The sequence below is a fragment of the Ensifer sp. Root1252 genome, from assembly GCF_001425885.1.
Classification (GTDB): domain Bacteria; phylum Pseudomonadota; class Alphaproteobacteria; order Rhizobiales; family Rhizobiaceae; genus Ensifer; species Ensifer canadensis.
On record NZ_LMDT01000034.1, the window covers coordinates 405,676 to 425,649 of the forward strand.

At 63.1% G+C, this 19,974-nt stretch carries 23 protein-coding genes and 1 pseudogene; 15 read left to right on the top strand and 9 right to left on the bottom strand.

Features of this window, described 5'->3' with window-relative positions; translation table 11 throughout:
• Positions 1–97: 97 nt before the first annotated feature.
• The 4 genes from ASD02_RS28715 to ASD02_RS28730 all read right to left on the bottom strand — a co-directional run bounded on the left by ASD02_RS28715 (position 98) and on the right by ASD02_RS28730 (position 3,410).
• Positions 98–772 carry a nitroreductase family protein gene (locus ASD02_RS28715; protein WP_025426283.1) on the bottom strand — a complete coding sequence of 225 codons (675 nt, stop codon included), beginning with the start codon at positions 770–772 and terminating at the stop codon, positions 98–100.
• Between the two features lie 176 nt (positions 773–948).
• Positions 949–1,863, bottom strand: coding sequence for a cytochrome c (locus ASD02_RS28720; protein WP_025426282.1), 915 nt, complete (start codon positions 1,861–1,863; stop codon positions 949–951).
• A 253-nt stretch (positions 1,864–2,116) separates the two neighbouring features.
• On the bottom strand, positions 2,117–2,563 hold the full coding sequence (locus ASD02_RS28725) for a cytochrome c (RefSeq protein ID WP_025426281.1): 447 nt from the start codon (positions 2,561–2,563) through the stop codon (positions 2,117–2,119).
• A gap of 208 nt (positions 2,564–2,771) precedes the next feature.
• Complete coding sequence (locus ASD02_RS28730; protein WP_025426280.1) at positions 2,772–3,410, bottom strand: LysE family translocator; 639 nt, start codon at positions 3,408–3,410, stop codon at positions 2,772–2,774.
• Positions 3,411–3,542: 132 nt separating this feature from the next.
• Between ASD02_RS28730 and ASD02_RS28735 the strand changes: the two genes are divergently transcribed.
• Positions 3,543–4,238, top strand: a complete 696-nt coding sequence (locus ASD02_RS28735) for a YafY family protein (protein WP_025426279.1) — start codon at positions 3,543–3,545, stop codon at positions 4,236–4,238.
• On the opposite strand, the gene ASD02_RS28740 is transcribed toward ASD02_RS28735, so the two are convergent.
• Together ASD02_RS28740 and ASD02_RS28745 are read right to left on the bottom strand one after the other, a co-directional pair.
• Positions 4,204–5,088 carry a metallophosphoesterase gene (locus tag ASD02_RS28740; RefSeq protein WP_025426278.1) on the bottom strand — a complete coding sequence of 295 codons (885 nt, stop codon included), beginning with the start codon at positions 5,086–5,088 and terminating at the stop codon, positions 4,204–4,206. The genes ASD02_RS28735 and ASD02_RS28740 overlap by 35 nt on opposite strands.
• A gap of 229 nt (positions 5,089–5,317) precedes the next feature.
• Positions 5,318–5,920, bottom strand: a complete 603-nt coding sequence (locus tag ASD02_RS28745) for a superoxide dismutase (RefSeq protein ID WP_025426277.1) — start codon at positions 5,918–5,920, stop codon at positions 5,318–5,320.
• A 208-nt stretch (positions 5,921–6,128) separates the two neighbouring features.
• Here ASD02_RS28745 and ASD02_RS28750 point away from each other — a divergent pair, with 208 nt between their 5' ends.
• From ASD02_RS28750 to ASD02_RS28760, 3 genes and pseudogenes are all read left to right on the top strand, one after another.
• Positions 6,129–6,476: a hypothetical protein gene (locus ASD02_RS28750; protein ID WP_200951717.1), complete on the top strand. Its 348-nt coding sequence runs from the start codon at positions 6,129–6,131 to the stop codon at positions 6,474–6,476.
• A 175-nt stretch (positions 6,477–6,651) separates the two neighbouring features.
• A complete protein-coding gene (locus ASD02_RS28755; RefSeq protein ID WP_025426275.1) occupies positions 6,652–6,981 on the top strand; it encodes a hypothetical protein in 330 nt (109 codons plus the stop codon).
• Between the two features lie 24 nt (positions 6,982–7,005).
• Positions 7,006–7,446, top strand: a pseudogene (locus ASD02_RS28760) (phosphotransferase); the annotation flags it as partial.
• Between the two features lie 21 nt (positions 7,447–7,467).
• Here the strand turns inward: ASD02_RS28760 and ASD02_RS28765 are convergent.
• A complete protein-coding gene (locus ASD02_RS28765) occupies positions 7,468–8,349 on the bottom strand; it encodes a branched-chain amino acid aminotransferase (RefSeq protein ID WP_025426273.1) in 882 nt (293 codons plus the stop codon).
• A gap of 154 nt (positions 8,350–8,503) precedes the next feature.
• On the opposite strand from ASD02_RS28765, the gene ASD02_RS28770 reads away from it, so the two are divergent.
• From ASD02_RS28770 to tam, 5 genes are all read left to right on the top strand, one after another.
• Positions 8,504–9,064, top strand: a complete 561-nt coding sequence (locus ASD02_RS28770; protein WP_025426272.1) for a GNAT family N-acetyltransferase — start codon at positions 8,504–8,506, stop codon at positions 9,062–9,064.
• Complete coding sequence (locus tag ASD02_RS28775; RefSeq protein ID WP_025426271.1) at positions 9,036–10,076, top strand: zinc-dependent alcohol dehydrogenase family protein; 1,041 nt, start codon at positions 9,036–9,038, stop codon at positions 10,074–10,076. Before ASD02_RS28770 ends, ASD02_RS28775 begins: the two co-directional genes overlap by 29 nt.
• A 112-nt stretch (positions 10,077–10,188) precedes the next feature.
• Positions 10,189–10,749, top strand: coding sequence for a phosphatase (locus ASD02_RS28780; RefSeq protein WP_025426270.1), 561 nt, complete (start codon positions 10,189–10,191; stop codon positions 10,747–10,749).
• A gap of 181 nt (positions 10,750–10,930) precedes the next feature.
• On the top strand, positions 10,931–11,593 hold the full coding sequence (locus ASD02_RS28785; protein WP_025426269.1) for a haloacid dehalogenase type II: 663 nt from the start codon (positions 10,931–10,933) through the stop codon (positions 11,591–11,593).
• Between the two features lie 12 nt (positions 11,594–11,605).
• Positions 11,606–12,379 (top strand): trans-aconitate 2-methyltransferase, encoded by a 774-nt coding sequence (gene tam, locus ASD02_RS28790; RefSeq protein ID WP_025426268.1) that lies wholly within the window; start codon positions 11,606–11,608, stop codon positions 12,377–12,379.
• Positions 12,380–12,404: 25 nt separating this feature from the next.
• On the opposite strand, the gene ASD02_RS28795 is transcribed toward tam, so the two are convergent.
• A complete protein-coding gene (locus ASD02_RS28795; protein WP_025426267.1) occupies positions 12,405–13,298 on the bottom strand; it encodes a LysR family transcriptional regulator in 894 nt (297 codons plus the stop codon).
• Between the two features lie 139 nt (positions 13,299–13,437).
• On the opposite strand from ASD02_RS28795, the gene ASD02_RS28800 reads away from it, so the two are divergent.
• The 3 genes from ASD02_RS28800 (at position 13,438) to ASD02_RS28810 (ending at position 16,823) form a co-directional block, all read left to right on the top strand.
• A complete protein-coding gene (locus tag ASD02_RS28800; RefSeq protein WP_057221501.1) occupies positions 13,438–14,619 on the top strand; it encodes an MFS transporter in 1,182 nt (393 codons plus the stop codon).
• A gap of 87 nt (positions 14,620–14,706) precedes the next feature.
• Positions 14,707–15,543, top strand: a complete 837-nt coding sequence (locus ASD02_RS28805; protein ID WP_025426265.1) for an aldo/keto reductase — start codon at positions 14,707–14,709, stop codon at positions 15,541–15,543.
• A 119-nt stretch (positions 15,544–15,662) separates the two neighbouring features.
• Complete coding sequence (locus ASD02_RS28810; RefSeq protein ID WP_057221502.1) at positions 15,663–16,823, top strand: MFS transporter; 1,161 nt, start codon at positions 15,663–15,665, stop codon at positions 16,821–16,823.
• 9 nt (positions 16,824–16,832) lie between these two features.
• Here ASD02_RS28810 and ASD02_RS28815 read toward each other — a convergent pair whose 3' ends face one another.
• Entirely contained in the window at positions 16,833–17,741 is a 909-nt protein-coding gene (locus tag ASD02_RS28815) for a LysR family transcriptional regulator (protein ID WP_057211532.1), read from the bottom strand.
• A gap of 130 nt (positions 17,742–17,871) precedes the next feature.
• Here ASD02_RS28815 and wrbA point away from each other — a divergent pair, with 130 nt between their 5' ends.
• The 3 genes from wrbA to ASD02_RS28830 are packed head-to-tail and all read left to right on the top strand — an operon-like array spanning position 17,872 to position 19,876.
• Positions 17,872–18,504, top strand: coding sequence for an NAD(P)H:quinone oxidoreductase (wrbA, locus tag ASD02_RS28820; RefSeq protein WP_025426263.1), 633 nt, complete (start codon positions 17,872–17,874; stop codon positions 18,502–18,504).
• On the top strand, positions 18,504–19,697 hold the full coding sequence (locus ASD02_RS28825) for an MFS transporter (RefSeq protein ID WP_057221503.1): 1,194 nt from the start codon (positions 18,504–18,506) through the stop codon (positions 19,695–19,697). Before wrbA ends, ASD02_RS28825 begins: the two co-directional genes overlap by 1 nt.
• Positions 19,697–19,876 (top strand): hypothetical protein, encoded by a 180-nt coding sequence (locus tag ASD02_RS28830; RefSeq protein ID WP_025426261.1) that lies wholly within the window; start codon positions 19,697–19,699, stop codon positions 19,874–19,876. The genes ASD02_RS28825 and ASD02_RS28830 overlap by 1 nt, the downstream gene beginning before the upstream one ends.
• The last annotated feature ends 98 nt before the right edge of the window (positions 19,877–19,974 follow it).

A 19,974-nucleotide genomic window follows, 5' to 3' on the forward strand; every position in this document is an offset into this window, starting at 1 on the left:
TTTTATCCTTAAATCGAATAGGATTTAAGGAAATTGTCTTTTGCGCCTGTCGGCATCGCAAAACCGCTGAACACTTTTGCGCGACATGCTTCGGCGATCACAACCAGGTCGATATCTGCTCAAGCGGCTTCTTCACCTTGCCGGCCACCGGCACGGTCGCGTCGGGCGCGGGGTAACCGACCACCAGGATCAGAAACGGCTTTTCGCTGTCCGGCCGTCCGCAGATTTCGTTGAGAAAATTCATCGGCGCCGGCGTATGGGTCAGTGTCGCGAGCCCGGCATGGTGCAGCGCCGCGATCAGAATGCCGGTGGCAATGCCGACGCTTTCGTTGATGTAGTAGTTCTTCTTCGTGTCGCCCGGATTGGGGCCACCACGCTTCTGCGAGAAGATGGCAATCAGGTAGGGCGCCGTCTCCAGAAACGGCTTGTCCTCATCGGTGCCAAGCGGCGCCAGCGCGTCGAGCCACTCCTGCGGGGCCTTCTGCTGATAGAAGACGCGCTCCTCCTCTTCGGCGGCTTCACGCACCTTCGCCTTGATGCCAGGGCTTTCGATGACCGCGAAATGCCAGGGCTGGTGGTTCGCGCCGCTCGGGGCGGTGCCGGCTGCCAGCAGACAGGTCTCGATCACCGCGCTCGGCACCGGCCTTTCGCTGAAGGAGCGCGTGGTGCGGCGGCGGTTGATGTCCTCGTAGAATTCAGCCGCACGCGCTGCCATCTCCTCGGGGCTGCGCTCGATCCATTGGTCGTAGGGCACGGTTTCATGAGCACGCATGGCAAGTCTTCTCCTACAGCGGCGCGCGTCTTATCAGACGCGCCAAGGTCGCTTCAGCACTTTGAATGGCTGCATGTTTTATCCTTAAATCGAATAGGATTTAAGGAAACATGCAGTAGTTCCAGGAGACGTTAGAGCGTGCCGACCACCCGGAATCAAGCGGCCCGGACTACGCTTCAGAGTGCGGGAACGGCCTTGAGATAGGCGGCAATCGCCTCGCGGTCGGCAGCGGTCAACTTCGCCATATTCTTCTGGACTTCGACCATGGAGCCACCAACGGAATCGAATTCCGGCGTGAAACCGGTTTCGAGATAGGAGGCGATGTCGGAGGCGCTCCAGCCGCCGATGCTCTTCGAGCCCGGCGTGATGTCGGGGATGCGTCCCTTACCTTCCGGGTTCGGCGCGCCAGCCAGCCACTGGGCCGGCTCGAAGCCACCAAGCGCGTTTCGTGGCGTATGGCACTCGCCACAATGACCCGGCCCTTCGACCAGATATTGGCCGCGCGTCAGCTTCGGATCGGCGGCATCGATGGTCACGCGTGGGGTGTCGGTGAGGAACAGCAGCTTCCAGCCGCCGAGCGCCAACCGCATATTATAGGGGAACGGCAGCTCGTGGTCCGGCGCAACGTCGCTCGCCTTCGGCAGCGTCTTGATGTAGCCCCAGAGGTCGTTGACATCCTTCGGCGTCATCCTGATGTAGGAGGCGTAGGGGAAGGACGGATAGAGATGTTCGCCGTTTCGACCGACGCCCCGCGTCATGGCGTTGCCGAATTCCGCAAGCGTCCATCCGCCGATACCGGCCGCTTCGTCAGGCGAGATATTCGGCGCGTGGAAGGTGCCAAATGGGCTTTTTAGCGGCGGCCCGCCGGCAAGAACCAGCCGGGCGTCACCCTCGCTGCCGCGCTTTGCATGGCAGCTGACGCAGCCGCCGGCCCAGAAAATCTGCTCGCCATTGGTCAGATCTGGCTCTCCGAGACCCTCCCAATGAGCCGCCGCCCAGGGCGCGGGCTTGGTCAGCCACCAAAAGGCCGCACCGCCGACAAGGCCCAGAATCACGAGACCCGAGACCAGCTTTCTAATCCGTCGGCCCATCAGGCTTCCTTTCAACTGCATCCCCAACCCGCTACAGCGCCGCGCGTCTTATCAGACGCGCCAAGGCCGCTGTAGCACTTTGAATTGCTGCATGTTTTTATCCTTGAATCGGATACGTTTTAAGGAAACATGCAGTAGGTTCGCTCACACTCAAAACTGCGTGACAAGCCACAACCTTACTGCGGCAACAGCGCGATGATGCGCCGAAACAGTCGGCGCATCGTCTGAGAATTTCGGGGAGAACGACCTACCGTCAGTCCTTCTTCAGGCGATAGGTCTCATGACAGCTGCCGCAATCCTTGCCGAGCATGCCGAGTGCCGCACCGACGCCAGCCTGATCGGCCGGAAGCTGGGCGAGCACGGCGTCGGTGTCAGAACCAAGCTTGGCCGCCTTGGCTTTGAAATCGTCCATGTTCTCCCAGATCTTCGGGCTTGCTTCCGTCTCCAAACCGGTTTCGGAACCGGCCGGGAAATGGTCCGGGAAGACCTTGACCGTCTCGGAGATGGTCGTCAGCGACGCCTTGACGATCTCAGCGTCATAAGGCTTTTCGCCCTTGGCGATACCACCGAGCGCACCAGCAGCCTGACCAACCTTCTTCATCAGGGCCTGACGAACCGCCTGCGGTTCGTCAGCCGCGGTCACGGCGGTAACGCCAAGCCCAGCGAGGGCGGCCGCAAGCATTAGAGCGCGTATCTTCATCGTGATCTCCCGGTCATTCGAATCCGCATCTGCGGCCTTCGTGTTGAATGCGCCGGCATGATGTCATTTTAGCCTTTCGACGGAAGTAACATTTTTTTGATGTCCTTGTCACAACAGCATAATTTGACGCGGCCGCGCGATTCTTGATCGTCTCGACCGCGTCGTTCCAATAACATGACTACGGCAGTCATGTTTGTACGTGACGGCTCTACCGTCCGCCGGCCCAGCCCTGCCAGACGGTGAAAGCTGCGACCAGCACCAGAACAACGCCGGCGATACGGCCGATCAGAACCGTCGCACCGGGGCTGCCGACGAGAAAGTCGCGGCCGCGACCGGCGGCGAGCGCCAAGCCGCCATAGACGGCAAGCTGGGTGGTGGCGATCATCAACGCCATGACCGCCGCCTGCGACCATACCGGCCCGAATTGGGGTTTGAGAAACTGCGGATAGACCGCCAGCATGAAGAGATAGGCCTTCGGGTTCATCAGGCTGGTGAGTGCGCCCTGACGAAAGCTCGCCCAGCGCGACAGCCGCGCGGCGCCGTCGATACCGCCGATGGTGATGGAACTGCGGATGAGGGAATAGCCGATCCAGGCGATATAGGCGGCACCGCCGATGAGCAGCACGTTGAACAGTTGCGGCACCAGATGAAGGATGACGCTGACCCCGAGCGCCGCGTAGAGGGTGTGAAGGACACCGCCCGCCATGATACCGGCCGTCGCCGACAGGCCGGAGGCTCGCCCCCCGGTCAGCGAATTCGCCAGCACGAAGATCATATCCATGCCCGGCACGATGATGATGCCGAAGAGAAGGGTGAAGAAAAGCCAGAGATTTTCCGTATAGCTCATGTCAGTTGTCCGAGGTCCGTTCGATCGTTGCCTGAGCGGATTGCTTATTTTTCAATCCGTTGCCCAATGTTATAAGCGTCGCCAACTGACAGGGTCTTGTCAGGAGCGTTTTGGAACAGCGGAGTTTTTTCGATGCGCAAGGCCTCGCGCCTGTTCGAGATTATCCAGATCCTGCGGCTGGCCCGAAAGCCGGTGACCGCCGCTGAAATGGCCGAGACGCTGGAGGTGACGCCGCGCTCGATCTATCGCGATATCGCCGCCCTACAGGCCATGCGCGTGCCGATCGAAGGTGGTCGCGGCATCGGTTATATCCTGCGCCCCGGCTTCGACCTGCCGCCGCTGATGTTCTCGATCGAGGAAACCGAGGCGATCGTACTGGCGCTGGCGCTGCTGGCGCGCACCGGAGACGAGGAGCTGAGGGCGGCAGCCGGCCGCGTCAATCAGAAGATCACAGGTGCTGTGCCAGAACCGCTGCGGCTTGCGCTTCGCTCACAGGCGCTGCATGCCTGGGGAACGGTGGCACCCTCACCTACCGGCGTCGATCTGGCACTGGTGCGTCGCGCGATCCGCGACGAACGCAAGCTCGGCATCGACTATCGCGACGAACTCGGCCGCGCCACCGAGCGGACGATCCGGCCGGTCGCGTTGATCTACTATTCCGAAACCGCCAATATCGTCGCCTGGTGCGAGCTGCGTCAGGCGATCCGCAACTTCCGCGCCGATCGGGTCGAACATTGCGAAGCGACCGACGACTTCTTTCCAGGCGAAGGCGAAGGCCTGCGGGACCTCTGGATCAGCGGCTGGCGGCCACAACCAGGCGGGGCATGATCGTCTCCAACTGCAGGGTTCGATCCGTTTCGCGGCCGTAGCCGCGGATTGCCATTCTGTCCGCATGGATCTCGACGATCGCATAGGCTGTCGTATCCGGCGTCTCGACCATGCCCTTGATATTGACGAAATGAGTGCCGTCGGCGAGGCCGTAATTGCCGTCGTGGTTGTGACCGCAGAAATAGGCGCCGACGTTTTTGAAACGACCGAAGAGATCGACGATGCGCTGGCTGTCCCACATGTTGTGGGCGTTCGGCGGATAGACCGGGTAGTGGCCCATGACGACCACCTGCTCGCCGGCAGCCTCCGCCTTGCGCAGCGTCTCCTCCAGCCAGGCGAACTGCACGTCGCCGAGCGCGGCATTCCAGGGATGGGCGTTATCGGCCCCTTGCGATTTCAGCGTCTCGATCCACGTCTCGGCTGCGGTTCGCCGCGGGTCGCCGGGTGGCGGGGCGAAAAGGCTGACCTCGTTGCCGTCGATCAACACGAACCGCCAGTCGGCCATCGCAAATGTCTGATAGGGCGAGGGCATGCCGACCCGGCCGAAAACCTGCCCGAGCTTCTCCGGATCGACGCCGAAATCATGATTGCCGAGCAGAAAATGCTTGGGATGACGAAGCTTGTCGTAGAGCGGCAGGATCGCATCGAAGCTCTGCCAGCCTCGATCGATGATATCACCGAGCGTCACCACGAAGGCGAGGTCTTCGGCGTTGAAGGTCTCGATCGCTTCGGCGAGCTTCGTCAGGCTGTTGGCATAATAGCGGCCGAGGACGAGGTTCGGTTCCACAGCGGCATATTGCGGGTCGGCGATGACGCCGAAGCGGAGGAGAGGTGATGTGTCTGCGTGCATGGTGCTTCTCCCTACAGCGCTGCGCGTCCTATTAGATGCGCAAAGGTTGCTGTAGCACTTTGAATTGCTGCATGTTTTTATCCTTAAATCGAAGACGATTTAAGGAAACATGCAGTAGCGCCGGGCGATGACACGTTGGTGACGGCCGAGCATCCCGCCTCCACCGGTCACCCCCAAACGAAAAGACCCGGCGCAAGCGCCGGGTCCTGAAGTCGAGGCTTGGGAAGGCTTACTTGGAAGCCGCTTCGTACATTTCGAGTACGTAATCCCAGTTGATCAGGCTGTCGACGAACGCTTCGAGGTACTTCGGGCGCGCGTTGCGATAGTCGATGTAATAGGAATGTTCCCAGACGTCGACGCCGAGGATCGGCGAAGCGCCGTGAACGAGCGGGTTCTCGCCGTTCGGGGTCTTGGAGATTTCGAGCTTGCCGTTCTTGACCGAAAGCCATGCCCAGCCCGAACCAAACTGGCCGGTGCCAGCCGCGATGAAATCGGCACGGAACTTGTCGTAGCCGCCGAGATCCGACTTGATGGCTGCGTCGAGCTTGCCCGGCAGGCTGGTGCCGCCGCCGCCCTTCTTCATCCACTTCCAGAAGTGGATGTGGTTGTAGTGCTGGCCGGCATTGTTGAACAGCGGCTGGTTGGTGCCATAGGACTTCTTGACGACTTCCTCGAGCGAGAGGTCGGAGAGACCGGCTTCCTCGGCAAGCTTGTTGCCGTTGGTCACGTAAGCGAGGTGGTGCTTGTCGTGGTGGTACTCGAGCGTCTCGCGCGACATGTAGGGCGCCAGCGCATCGTAGTCATAGGGAAGGTTCGGCAATTCGAAAGCCATGTGGGCATCTCCTCTTGGCATGGGATTTCGTCAAAGAAATCTGTGAGCGGGAACATAGGCACCGGCCTTGACGGAGGCAACCGATGCGATGCCAATTTTTCCTCAACCCACGGAATATACTTTCAACATCATTTTGAAAGCGCCCGCGGCCCGAGCACATTCGCGCCACGTTTCGCGGGCAGCGTGCACCCATTGCAACCAGTTGAGAATAAGGACTGAACATGCTGCATCGCCCGATCCTGACCCTTGCCCTTGTGGCAGCGGATTTGCCGCGACCGGCGCCCATGCGTCCTCAGGCGATGCCTGGGAAGAATTCCGGGCCGACGTTTCGGAGAAGTGCATTGCGGCCGCCCCTTCGCTCGACAAGCCGGTCGTCGTCGTCGATCCGTTCGGCTCGGAAAGCTTCGGGCTGGCGCTGGTCTCGGGCAAGCCCAAGGGCGCCGAAAATGCCGTCACCCAGATCTGCGTCTACGACAAGCAGAAGAAGACGGTGGAAATCGGCGGTGAACTGGCAGCCGACACCGTCACGGTCGTGGCACCGGCCGCAGACAAGTAGGCTGTCGCCGGCGATCTGTGATCGCAGGCCCGCGCGAGCTTGCGCGCACAAGCGCTCATGCAAGCGGTTTCCGGCTCTCATCGTCGAGCAACCGGCCGGAAACCGCACCGCCCAACGTCAGGGTTGCGAATCACAGCCGCCACAATTACCGGCAATTCTCCAACCGGAGATTGCCATGAAACCGATCCATATTGCTTCGTTCGCGTTTACCCTTTTGACCCTAGCCTCCTGCGCCCCAAGCCAGCGCGAGTATGAGACGGTGCAGACGGCGGTTCAAGGCAGCCCCGCGCTTCAGAGAGCGATTGTGAAGGATTGCATCAGCAAGAGATGGTCGAAATCCGACCTCGAAACTGGCGCGTTGATCATGAGCGTTCCGATCAACAAGGTCCAGGCGTTGACCTGCAAGCGGTTGACGAGCGCTCTGGCATCGGGCCGGCTGAAGTATGCGGACGTCCGCCCCGGCCAACCTACGGTCAACCTCATAAAGATCGTGCAGGGGCGCTAAGCAGCCTTTCACGGACCAACGGTGGAGACGATCCGGGGCAAGGCCTTGCCGGCTCTTCCGGCCGACCTTGCCACGTTGGCGGCGGAAACTGTCGAAGCCTTCGAGCGCCTGGGCCCCGACCCGCACGGCTCCACCTACGGCTTCTTCGATGGCCATGGCTGGAACATGGCCTTCGACCATGGGGAGCGCCGGCTCAACGGCATCTATGATTTTGCCGATTCAGGCATTGGCCCGCTTCACCGTGAGTTCATCTATTCGAACTTCATTTCGCCGGATCTGACGGCGCGGATTGTCGAAACCTATGAAGAACTGACGGGTCGGGCCCTCGACCGCCGGCGCATCGCGGTGCTGACCGGCGTGCACCGGCTGTCGGAACTGGCCGAACTCGTTGACGATCCCGAGCATGCGCCGACGATGCTGCGCAGCGTCGAGACCTGGGCCGCGACCGTGGCGCGGGCAACCTGACCCGCGCCATAGTCGATCTCGTTAGGCGTCCTGGCTCGAATGGGCCCAATCCATGTAGAGATCGCGTGCCTTGGCGGCGACCGGTCCGGCCTGCAGGTCACGGTCGTCAAGGCGGGTGACCGGCAGGACCTTGGAATAGTTGCCGGAGGTGAAGATCTCATCGGCAGCCTCGAAATCGGCCATCGACAACGTCGCCTCGACAACCTCGAAACCGGCTTCGCGCAACAGCGTCATGACGCGGAAGCGGGTGATGCCGGCAAGGAAGGTGCGGTTGGCGGCCGGCGTGAACACGACGCCATCCTTGACCAGGAAGACGTTGGACGAGCCGGTTTCGGCGATGTTGCCGAGCATATCGCGCACCAGCGCATTGTCGAAGCCGCGCGACCGCGCCTCGGTCAGGATGCGGGCATTGTTGGGATAGAGGCAGCCGGCCTTGGCATCGGTCGGCATGGATTCGAGCGTCGGCCGGCGGAACGGCGACAGGGTCAGAGACGAGCCGCCATGGCCGTTACCCATCGGCGCCTCGAACAGGCAAAGCGCAAAGCGGGTCGATTCCGGATCGATGGCGACCATCCCGGCCGCACCATGCTCGGCCCAATACATCGGCTTGACGTAGAGCGCGGTCTGGCCGTCGAATTTCTTGGCGCCTTCCCAGGTCAAGGCCTCGATCTCTTCCGGCTTCACGGTCGGCTTCAGTCCGAGCGCCGTTGCCGAGCGGTTGACGCGCTGGCAATGCAGGTCGAGGTCCGGCGCGATGCCGTCGAAGAAGCGGGCGCCGTCGAACACGGTCGAGCCCAGCCACATGGCATGGGAGGTCGGGCCGATCAGCGGCGGATTGCCGGACAGCCATTCGCCGTCGACATAGGTCCAGGTCACTGAGCGGGGGGATGTATCGACGGCCATCTGCGTCTCCTTCACGTTTTGTCTTCCGTATCTTCCGCCATAGCTCGAAAAAGCAGCATGGGGGTGAATGGGTACATCAAAAAATGTCATGGCGTCCATTCTGGCACCGGAACGGCCTCTCGCGTAGTCTCTCTCGCATGGCAAAGGGGCAGACGTGCACATCATCAGGCATCTTGATCAGGACGACGTGGAAATCTTCCGCCGCATACGGCTGGAGGCGCTGCAGCGCGAGCCGCAAGCCTTCGCTTCCACCGCGGCGGATTGGGCGCGGCTGTCGACGGCGGAATGGCAGGCAAGGCTCGCCGCAAACACCGTCTTCGTCGCGCTCGACGGGGGTGAGCCTGTCGGCATGATGGGACTCATGCGCCAGCGCTCCAGCCGGATGGCGCACCGTGCCACCATCATCATGGTCTATGTGCGCCGCGAGGCGCGCGGTTCCGGCGTGGCGCGCGAGCTTCTTGCACACCTGACCGACCATGCCCGCTCGACCGGCATCCGGATGTTGGAGCTCGTCGCCCGCGCCGACAACGAGACGGCCATCCGCTTCTACAGGCGCGAAGAGTTCCACGAAATCGGGCGCGTTCCAGGTGGCCTGCTCGACGGCGAGGAAGAGGTCGACGAAATTCTGATGGCGCGGCACATAGACGGTCGCGCCGCACCGGCCAGACATCGCAAGGAGTGCCCCGATGAAAGCCATGTACTACGACGCCTTTGAGAAGACGCCCGAGATTCGCACGTTTGCCGATCCGACGCCGACCGAAAACGGCGTGGTCGTCAAGGTCGAGGCGACGGGTCTGTGCCGCTCCGACTGGCATGGCTGGATGGGGCACGACGCCGACATTCGCCTGCCGCACGTGCCGGGCCACGAGCTCGCCGGCATCGTGACCGCCACCGGCCGCGGCGTGATGCGCTACAAGGTCGGCGACCGGGTGACGGTACCCTTCGTTTCCGGTTGCGGCCGCTGCGGCGAATGCCGTTCGGGCAACCAGCAGGTCTGCGAGGCGCAGTTCCAGCCGGGGTTCACCCATTGGGGCTCATTTGCCGAATATGTCGCACTCGATTTCGCCGACCAGAACCTGGTGCATCTGCCTGAGAACATGGACTTCAAGACTGCCGCCAGCCTCGGCTGCCGCTTTGCCACCTCGTTTCGCGCCGTCGCCGACCAGGCACGGGTCAAGGGCGGCGAATGGGTGGCGGTTCACGGCTGCGGCGGTGTCGGCCTTTCGGCGATCATGATTGCTGCTGCACTTGGCGCACATCCGATCGCGATCGACATTTCCGAAGAAAAACTCGCCTTCGCCAAGAAGCTCGGCGCCGTTGCCACGGTCAACGGCCGCGACACGGACGACGTCGCAGGTGCCGTGAAGGAGATCACCAGCGGCGGCGCCCATGTCTCGATCGACGCGCTCGGCCATCCCGTCACCTGCTTCAACTCGATCAAGAACCTGCGCCGGCGCGGCCGCCACGTGCAGGTGGGCCTGATGCTCGGCGACCATGCCACGCCGGAAATCCCAATGGCGCAGGTGATCGGCCACGAGCTCGAGATCTATGGCAGCCATGGCATGCAGGCTTGGCGATACGACGCCATGCTGTCGATGATCGCTGGCGGCAAGCTCAATCCGCAACAGTTGATCGGCCGCGAGATCTCGCTCGAGGAAGCGATCCCTGCCCTCGTTTCGATGGACCGCGCCACCGATCTCGGCATCAGCGTGATCACACGGTTCTGAAGGGGACATTCCAAAGCCTGTTTGCTTTTGGCTGCGGATGCGATTTTGCCCTTAAGTCAGAACCGGTTTCAGGGCAAAATCACCACAGGAAGAATCACGACGAGGTCCTGTCATGGCGCTAGCGGCAGCTGCCACCGGGGAAGAACTCTACAGCCCCGTTCTTAATGCCAATCCGGCCCATCCGAACGGATGGCCCATCCAGATGGTCATCAGTTCACAAACGGAGGCGCGGCACAATCGGGCGCTCTGGGCACCGACGCACCTGATCTCGATGCGGGCGCCGGCGAGCCGGCTGCTGTCGATGATCGAGCTGCCGCCCGAAAAGCACCTGGAACTCTATTTCGGCGACGCCACCGACCCCGATGCTCCTGACGCCGCCCGTCCGGACGCGATCGAGGCGGCCTTCAATTTTATCGACGGCTTGCCTGAGGATGCGCATCTGCTGGTGCACTGTCTGCGCGGCATCGGCCGCGCGACGGCACTGAGCCTCGGCATTCTTGCGCGGTACATGTCGCCCGAGGAAGCGGCCGCGGCGTTGCATGCCCTGCGGCCGGAAGCCAAGCCGAACCGGCATGTGGTCGGGCTTTGCGATGCGGCGCTCGGGCTCAAGGGAAAGCTTGCCAAACAGGCCCTCCGCTTCCCCGCAAAGGTCTGGAAACCAGGCAAAGGCTGACGCCTGGTGGCGCAATGCCGTTGTGCAACGCACAAATCTTTGACATGATCGCGCAAAAGAACGGTATTCGCGGCGTGCCAACACCGGCACAATGCGGTAAGCCTTTGTTTTCGGCCACGCTTTTACGGGGTATGACATTTTGTCCCGCTGAGTGGCCGGGGATGACAGACGGGAGGAAAGAATGTCCCACGCGGCCTATGTGTTCGATGCCTATGGCACGCTTTTCGACGTGCATGCGGCGGTTCGGCGCCATGCCGCCGAGATCGGTCCGGACGGACAGGCGTTCTCCGAACTCTGGCGCGCCAAGCAGCTCGAATATTCCTGGGTGCGCTCCTTGATGGGCGCCTATCAGGACTTCTGGCAACTGACCGAGCAATCGCTCGACTACGCATTTTCCCGCTTCCCTTCCGCCGACCGCAAGCTGAGGAAACCGCTGCTTGATGCCTATTGGACGCTCGATTGCTACCCGGAGGTTCCCGCCGTTCTGAAAGGGCTGAAGGAGCGCGGAGCGCGGCTCGCGATCCTTTCCAACGGTTCACCTGATATGCTGGCTGCAGCGGTGCACAATGCAGCGCTCGAGATCGTCATCGACGACGTCTTCTCCGTCGACACGGTGAAGACCTACAAGGCGGCACCAGCGGTCTATGATCTCGTCACCACGCGCTATCGGCTTTACCCGCATGCGGTTTCCTTCCAGTCGTCAAACCGCTGGGACATTGCAGGGGCGACGAAGTTCGGCTTCCGCACGGTCTGGATCAACCGGGCCGACATGCCTGACGAATATCGTGACCAGGGGCCGGCGTTGATCCTGCCTTCGCTCGAAAGTCTGCAATTCGGTATCTGAGGTTTTGTCTCAATGGCTTGGTCGGCGTCGCAATACCTGAAATTCGAAGACGAACGCACGCGGCCGGCACGCGATCTGCTGGCGCAGGTTCCGGACCTGCCCTCCGGTCCTGCCTTCGATCTTGGCTGCGGCCCGGGAAATTCGACCGAACTGATCCACCAGCGATTTGCGGACGCCTCCCTTTCCGGCCTCGACAGCGACGAAAACATGCTGCTGGCCGCCGCCAAGCGGTTGCCGGGCCTGACCTTCGAGAAGGCTGACCTGGCGACCTGGGTGCCGCCGAAGGGCGCGTCGCTATTCTTCGCCAATGCCGTCTTCCAGTGGCTGCCCGATCACCTCGACGTGCTGGAACGGCTGACCGCTTCGCTTGCGCCCGGCGGTACGCTGGCGGTGCAGATGCCCGACAATATCGACCAACCGACCCATCTGCTGATGGAAGAAACGGCCCGCAGCGCCGACTTCGCCGATGCCTTCGAGGGCCGGACGATCCGCCGCAATGCGTTGCCGGCACCGACTGTCTATGTCGAGCGTCTGTCGCGCCATGCGCCCCATATCGAGGTCTGGCACACGATCTACTATCACCGGCTGGCGAACACCAAAGCGATCGTCGAATGGGTCAAGGGCACGGGCCTGCGCCCCTATCTCGATGCGCTGCCGCCTGAGCGACGCGACGCCTTTGCTGCAGCCTATACCGACCGGATCCGTGACGCCTATCCGGCGATGAGCGACGGCCGGGTGCTGTTGCGCTTTCCCAGGTTCTTCGTCGTCGCCGTCAAGGCCGACTAAGACACACCATCCCGCGGGCCATGCATCAGATCCGTTCGGCCAGGAAGTCGATGAAGGCGCGGATGCGGGCCGCGAGATGTTCATGGCCGGCATAGACGGCGTAGACCGTTTCGATCTCGTCCGGCCGATAATCCTCCAGCAACGCAACCAGCCGTCCCGCGGCCAAGTCCGGCTCAGCGTGGAAGCGGCCGATACGGCCGATGCCGACACCGGCGAGACAAAGCTGCTGGACGATCGCGCCGCTCGAGACCTGCAGATTTCCGAAGACCGACAGAAGCTCGGCCGAAGTTTGGCCGGGGGCACGGAAGGCCCACTCGTCGACGCTGCGGCGGAAGTTGAAGCGAATGCAATTGTGATTTTCCAGGTCGGCAGGCGTCTGCGGCACGCCGTGTCTGGCCAGATAGGCCGGTGACGCGATCACCACCGGCCGGCTCTCCATCAGCTTGCGCGCCTTCAGCGACGAATCGCGCAAGGGGCCAGTGCGGATCGCCACGTCGGCCCGTTCGCCGACCACGTCGATCAGGCTGTCCGTCAGGGTCAGATCGAGGCGCACCTCCGGATAACGTTCGAGAAATTCCGGCGCGAGCGGCAGGATGTAGCGCTCGCCGAAGCCGACCGATGCGTTGATGCGCAGAAGCCCGCGGGGAGAGAGCCGGCCGCCGGCCGCAACCAGTTGCTCGGTCTCGGCGATCTCGGTCAGAATGCGTTGGGCGCGTTGCAGGTAGACTTCACCCTCCGGCGTTAATTGCAGGGACCGGGTCGAGCGCACCAGCAGGCGCGTGCCCAGCCGATCCTCGATCCGGGTGACCAGCTTGCTGACCGCAGATGGCGATAGCCTCAGCCGCCGGCCGGCGGCAGAAAAGCTGCGCGTTTCGCAGACGGCGACGAAGACCTCCATTTCACCGGCGCGGTTGTCCATCACTCACCTATGAATTCAGTTCACAGCCGTTTATCCGATTATACGGATTATCGCGCAAGCTCTCCACCCTCATATTCCCGTCGAACACATCAACACCAAAACGCCCGGTCCTCCCAGCCGGACGGGAAAAGGTCTTGTCATGCCCATTGCACTCTTCGCATTGACGATCGCGGCCTATGCGATCGGAACCACCGAGTTCGTCATCGTCGGCCTGCTGCCGACGGTTGCCGCCGATCTCAACATCACCCTGCCGCTTGCCGGCCTCATCGTCAGCGTCTACGCGCTCGGCGTCACCTTCGGCGCACCGATCCTGACGGCGCTCACCGGCCGGATCGAGCGCAAGCCGCTGCTGGTCGGACTGATGGCGCTGTTCATCATCGGCAACGCCGCGGCGGCACTGGCGCCGAGCTACGAGCCTCTGCTCATTGCCCGCGTGATTTCCGCCTTCGCCCACGGCGTCTTCTTCTCCGTCGGCTCGACCATTGCCGCCGACCTCGTGCCCGAGGATCGCCGTGCCTCGGCGATTGCCATGATGTTCATGGGCCTGACGGTCGCCATCGTCACCGGCGTGCCGCTCGGCACCTGGATCGGCCAGACCTTCGGCTGGCGCGCCACATTCTGGGCTGTCACCGGGCTTGGAGTCATAGCGCTTGCCGCCATCGCCACGCTGCTGCCAAACACGCTGACCAAGGCGCCGCCGGCAAGGTTGATCGACCAGGTGCGCGTTCTCGGCTCTGGTCGGCTGCTGATCGTCTTCGCCATGACCGCGCTCGGCTATGGCGGTACCTTCGTCGCCTTCACCTTCCTGGCGCCGATCCTGCAGGAAATCACCGGCTTTTCCGAAGGCGCCGTCAGCCTGATCCTGGTGCTCTACGGCGTCGCGATCGCGATCGGCAACATCGCCGGCGGCAAGATCGCCAACCGCGATCCGGTGAAGGCGCTGGTTGGCCTCTTCCTTGCTCAAGCCGTCGTCCTTGTGCTCTTCACCTTCACGGCCACGTCGCAAGTCCTGACGCTGGTGACACTGGCAAGCCTCGGCTTCCTGTCGTTCGCCACCGTGCCCGGCCTGCAGCTCTACGTCGTGCAGCTTGCCAAGCAGCATCGGCCCGGCGCTGTCGACGTCGCCTCGGCGCTCAACATTGCCGCCTTCAACCTCGGTATCGCCATCGGCGCCTGGCTTGGCGGCGTCATCGTTGCCTCGTCGCTTGGCCTCGGCATGACGCCGGTCGTCGGTTCCGTTCTGGTCGTTGGCGCGCTGCTGCTGACGCTTCTGAGCGGCGCACTCGATCGCAAGGCAGAAACAGTCGCCCAGCCGGCTTGACCAAGCGGCCAACTGGCCCACCTATACCCTCGCCTCTTTCCCGCCCGGCCGATGGCCGGGCGTTCTGCAAAAACAAGGAGTTCCCACATGCATTCGGTCAATTCCAACGGCGCCAACATCCCGGCGCTCGGCTTCGGCACCTTTCGCATGCCCGGTGCCGACGTGCTGCGCGTGCTGCCGGAAGCGCTGAAGCTCGGCTTCCACCACGTCGATACCGCCCAGATCTACGGCAACGAGGCTGAAGTCGGCGAAGCCATCCACAAATCGGGTATCGCCCGCGCCGATATCTTCCTCACCACCAAGGTCTGGGTCGACAAATATGCCCATCGCGATTTTCTCGCCTCTGTCGACGAGAGCCTGATGAAGCTCAAGACGGATCACGTCGACCTGCTTCTCCTGCATTGGCCGGGTGGTAGCGACGTGCCGATGGCCGAGCGCATCGGCGCACTGAATGAAGTGCACAAGGCCGGCAAGGTCCGCCACATCGGCGTCAGCAACTTCAACACCGCCCAGATGGAAGAGGCGGTGAAACTCAGCGACGCGCCTGTTGCCACCAACCAGGTGGAATACCATCCCTATCTCGACCAGACGAAGGTGCTCGCCACGGCCCGCAAGCACGGCATGTCGATCACAGCCTACTACGCCATGGCCAACGGCAAGATCCCGAACGATCCGCTGCTGAAGGACATCGGTGCGCGCCACGGCAAGACCGCGGCGCAGGTGACGCTGCGCTGGCTGGTGCAGCAGAAGGATGTCATCACCCTGTCGAAGACAGCAACGATCGAGCGCCTGAAGGAAAACTTCGACATCTTCGACTTCGCGCTTGGTGACGGCGAGATGGCGGCGATCCATGGCCTCGCCCGTCCGGACGGCCGCATCGTCAGCCCCGAGGGTCTGTCGCCGGTGTGGGACAAGGCCGCCTGACAATAGTTGCCGATCCGCCGCCGGTCGAGTTCCAAACCGGCGGCGGATGATCTATGCAGATCCCCTGGGGAGATCGATGCCGATCTCCCCAGGGGACGCACTGTCGATGGGAGGGGCCGATGACGTCGAAAACCGTTGAGGTGGGCGACATCGCTCCGGATTGGCCGGCCATCATCGCCGTCGTGCTTGGCGTTACCGCCTTTTCCGTCGCGCAAGGGCTCACCTATCCCTTGATTTCGCTGTCGCTGGAAGGCCGCGGCGTCTCGGCCGCCACGATCGGTCTCAATGCCATGGGCTTTGCCGCCGGCCTTGCCGCGGCGACCCTGCTGCTCGGGCATCTGACGCGACTTGCCTCCGCAGACAAGCTGATCATCGCCAGCCTCTGCGGCTGTTCCCTCTGCCTCGCAACACTTGCGTCCACCTCCTCGCTTCCGGTCTGGTTCATCGCCCGCCTCGCGCTCGGCTTCTTCGTCAGTATGGTCTTCATGCTGGGCGAAGCCTGGCTCAACACCGCCTGCCCGGACCGGCTGCGCGGCCGGGTATCCGGCCTCTACGGCGCCGGCATGTGCGGCGGCTTTGCCGCCGGGCCGCTGGCGATCCCGCTTCTCGGCACCAGCGGCGGGCTCGGCTTTGCGTTGCTGGCGATCTATATCGCGCTCGTCGCCTTCCTCACCGGCCTTCTGACGATGGGCGCGCGGACGCGGCCGGAGCCATCTTCGACGCGCGATCTGTTCGCGTTCTTCCGGCACGCGCCGACCCTGATCCTGATGGTGCTGATGTTCGGCTTTGCCGATATTGCGGCGATCTCGGCGATGCCGGTCTATTTCGTCAAGTCCGGCCACAGTCAGGCCTTCGCGGCGTTGAGCGTGACGGTGCTTGCGGTGCCGACGGCACTGGCGCAGCCCTTCATTGGTGTCTTGCTCGACAAGTTGCCGCGTCGGCGGGTGGCGATTACTGCAGCCGCGGTGGCGGCAACCGGCTATCTCGCCATTCCGTTGGTGACGTCGGCACCGCTCTTGCTGGCGCTGTTCGCGCTGATCGGCGCTGCCAGCTTCGCCCTCTACACGGCAGCGCTGACCATGCTCGGCGAGCAATATCGCGGCAGCATGCTGGTGGCTGGCAGTGCCGCCTTTTCGCTGGCCTATGCTGCCGGCAGCGCGGCCGGATCGGGCGCCACCGGCTTTCTCATGGCGCTGATCAATCCCACTGCCGGTCCGCTCGGGGTCGGCATGGTACTGGTCATGTTCACGCTGATATTCGCCGTCGCCGGCAGGAGATAGGCGCGGCCGTCAGCGCCGACAAAGTCGGGTAAGCGCGTCGCCAAAAACACGCGCCGCCGGCCCGAGCGGCTCGTCGATCCGGTGCACGAGATAGGCCTCGGCGGCGACCTGGCTGTTGCGGCCGAGCGAGGCCGTAGGCAAGCGAACGAGCCGGCCCTCGGCGAGATCGCGCTCCACCTGCCACAGCGGCAACCGCCCCCAGCCGAGCCCCGCCAGGATCATCGCATGTTTGGTATCCTGGTTGCTGACTCGGCAGGTCTGCGGCGAAAGCACGCCGAAGTCGCGCCCCTCCGATCGCTGCGAGGGATCCGACTGGACGATCTGCAGATGGTCGGCGAGCTCCGGGCTGCCGAGCACGCCGTTGACGGCGTTCAGACCCAGCGGATGCTGCGCGGCCACCACCGCGATCAGCTGGACGTCCGTCAGCGCCTGCCGGCCGATCGCCGGATCGCGAAAATCTTCACCCACCATGATCCCGAGCGTGAAGCGTCGCTCGATCAGGCCATCGAGCGGGCCGCCGAGCGGCGAAACCGAAAGCCTGATGGCAACCGAGGGAAAGGCCACCCGCATTTCCTTCAGTGCAGCGCCGACGGTCACAATCGGAAACAGCGTATCGACGATCAGCGACAGTTCCAGCTCGATGCCCTCGCCGAGGCCGCGGGCGCGGGCACGCATGGCATCGACGCGCAACAGGATATCGCGCGCATTGGCAAGCAGAGCCTGGCCTTCGGGTGTCAGCACCGGCCGGTGGCCGGAGCGATCGAACAAGGAAACCCCGAGCCCGGCCTCGAGATTGGCGATGGCGTGGCTGACGGCAGACTGGACGCGGGACAGCCGGGCAGCGCCGGAGCGAAAACTGCCGCTTTCGGCAACCACCACGAAAGTCCGCATCTGGTCCAGGGTCAAGGCGTCAATCATGATCGATTCCATAGATCAGTTTGATGCATTTTATATCACTTTTTCAGATCGATGAAAGCACCCATCCTGCCTGACATCAGCGGCCGCGAACGCTCCGCAGACCGAAGCAAGCGCAACAAGGGAACCGGAAATGACAAAGATCCTCGTGCTTTACTACTCCTCCTACGGTCACATCGAGACCATGGCCGCAGCCGTTGCGGAAGGCGCACGGGCCGCAGGCGCCAGCGTTGCGGTGAAACGGGTGCCGGAGATCGTACCGGAAGCCGTCGCCATCAATGCCGGCTACAAGCGCGACCAGGACGCACCCGCCGCAAGCGTTGCCGAACTGCCCGATTATGACGCGATCATCATCGGCACGCCGACGCGGTTCGGTAACATGGCCGCGCAGATGAAGAACTTCCTCGATCAGGCGGGCGGCATCTGGGCCAGGGATGCGCTGGTGGGAAAAATCGGCAGCGTCTTCACCTCGACCGGCAGCCAGCACGGCGGCCAGGAGTCGACGATCCTGGCAACACACACGGTGCTGCTGCATCTCGGCATGGTGATCGCCGGTCTGCCCTACAGCTTCAAGGGCCAGATGCGCATGGATGAGATCAGCGGCGGCTCGCCCTATGGCGCCTCGACGCTCGCCGACGACGGCAATGGCGGCGACCGGCAGCCAAGCACCAACGATCTGGAGGGTGCACGCTTCCAGGGCCGCCACGTCGCCGAACTGGCGCGGGCGCTGGTCGCCGGCCGGGCGCGTGTGGCGGAGGTGGCCTGATGTCGACGGTCGTCGCTTTCGTCCCGGAAAGGACCAGCTGGACCGCAGTAACGGCGGTCGTTGCCGCCGGCATGGTCGCCGCAATGCAGGTGGGCAAGGGGCTGATCGCCGGCCCCCTGCTGCAGGCCGATCTCGGGCTCGACCTGACCGCACTCGGCTGGCTTACCTCCGTCTTTGCGATCGTCGGCGTTGTCGGCGGCATGCCGGCCGGAGCCATGGTCGCGGCCATCGGCGACCGGCGCATGCTCGGCGTCGGCATGGGCATCCTCCTGCTCGGCATCATCACCGGTGCCGCGAGCCAGAACTTCACGCTGCTCATCCTGTCCCGCATCTTCGAGGGGTTCGGTTTCCTGCTCGTCGTCGTTGCCGGTCCGGCGATCCTCATGCGCATTGTCGGCTCCGGGCGGCGTGATCTGGTCTTTGCGGTCTGGAGCTGCTTCATGCCGGCGGGCATGGCAATCGCGATGCTCACGGGTCCTCTGTTTGCCTCCTGGCAGGCAATCTGGTGGATCAACGGCCTCGTCGCGCTCCTCAGCCTGTTGACGATCATTGCAGCGATATCGCCCTCGCAGAGCAGGCCCCGCCCATCCGCTGGCGGCTTCCACGCGGACGTGATCGCAACGGTGAAAAGCCGAGGGCCGGTGCTGCTCTTCGCCCTTTTCGCCCTCTACAGCCTTATGACGTTCCCCCTGTCCAGCTTCCTGCCGATCCTGCTCGTCGCGCTTGGAACGGCTGGGGTGCTCAGTGCCCTCATCACGCTTTCCAACGTCATCGGCAATCTTGCCGCCGGCCACATGCTGTCCCGCGGCGTCGGCCGCGGTCGTCTGGTTATCACTGCAGCCACGCTGATGGGCGCTGCCGGCCTCTGGATCTTCCTTTCGCAGTCGGGTGACTTGCTGACGTTTACATCATGCGTGCTATTTTCGGCGATTGGCGGACTGATCCCTGCGACCTTGATATCGACCGTACCGATGCTGTCGCCAAGCCCGGCGCCCGCACCGATGGCGATGGGCCTCTTGATGCAAGGCAGCAATCTCGGGCAGCTCGTCGGACCTGTTGCTGTCGGAACCGCGATCGAAGTTTACGGCTGGACTTCCGGTGCGGCCTTCATCGGCATCGGCGCACTCGCCTGCATCCTGCTGGCGACAACTCTTGATCGCGCCCTTCCTGTTAAGGAACAGAAGAAAGCGTGATGGAGCATCTGTTCGACACCCTCTACGGCGCCGGGGCGGAACGGCTCAGCTTCGCCCCCAATTTCACCGGTCGCGCCTTCGTACTTCGTCGCGATGCTGGCACCCTGCTCGTCTGCGCCTCGCGGCAATTGGCCGAAGAGGCCGAAGGCCTCGTTTCGGTGGGCGCGATCGCACGGTAGCACATCAACCACCATCACCAGGCGATGCCCTCCTGCGATTGGGCCTCAGACCACCTCGGCGCACCGCTGTTTGGACCCTGGAACGCCGGCAGATCCGG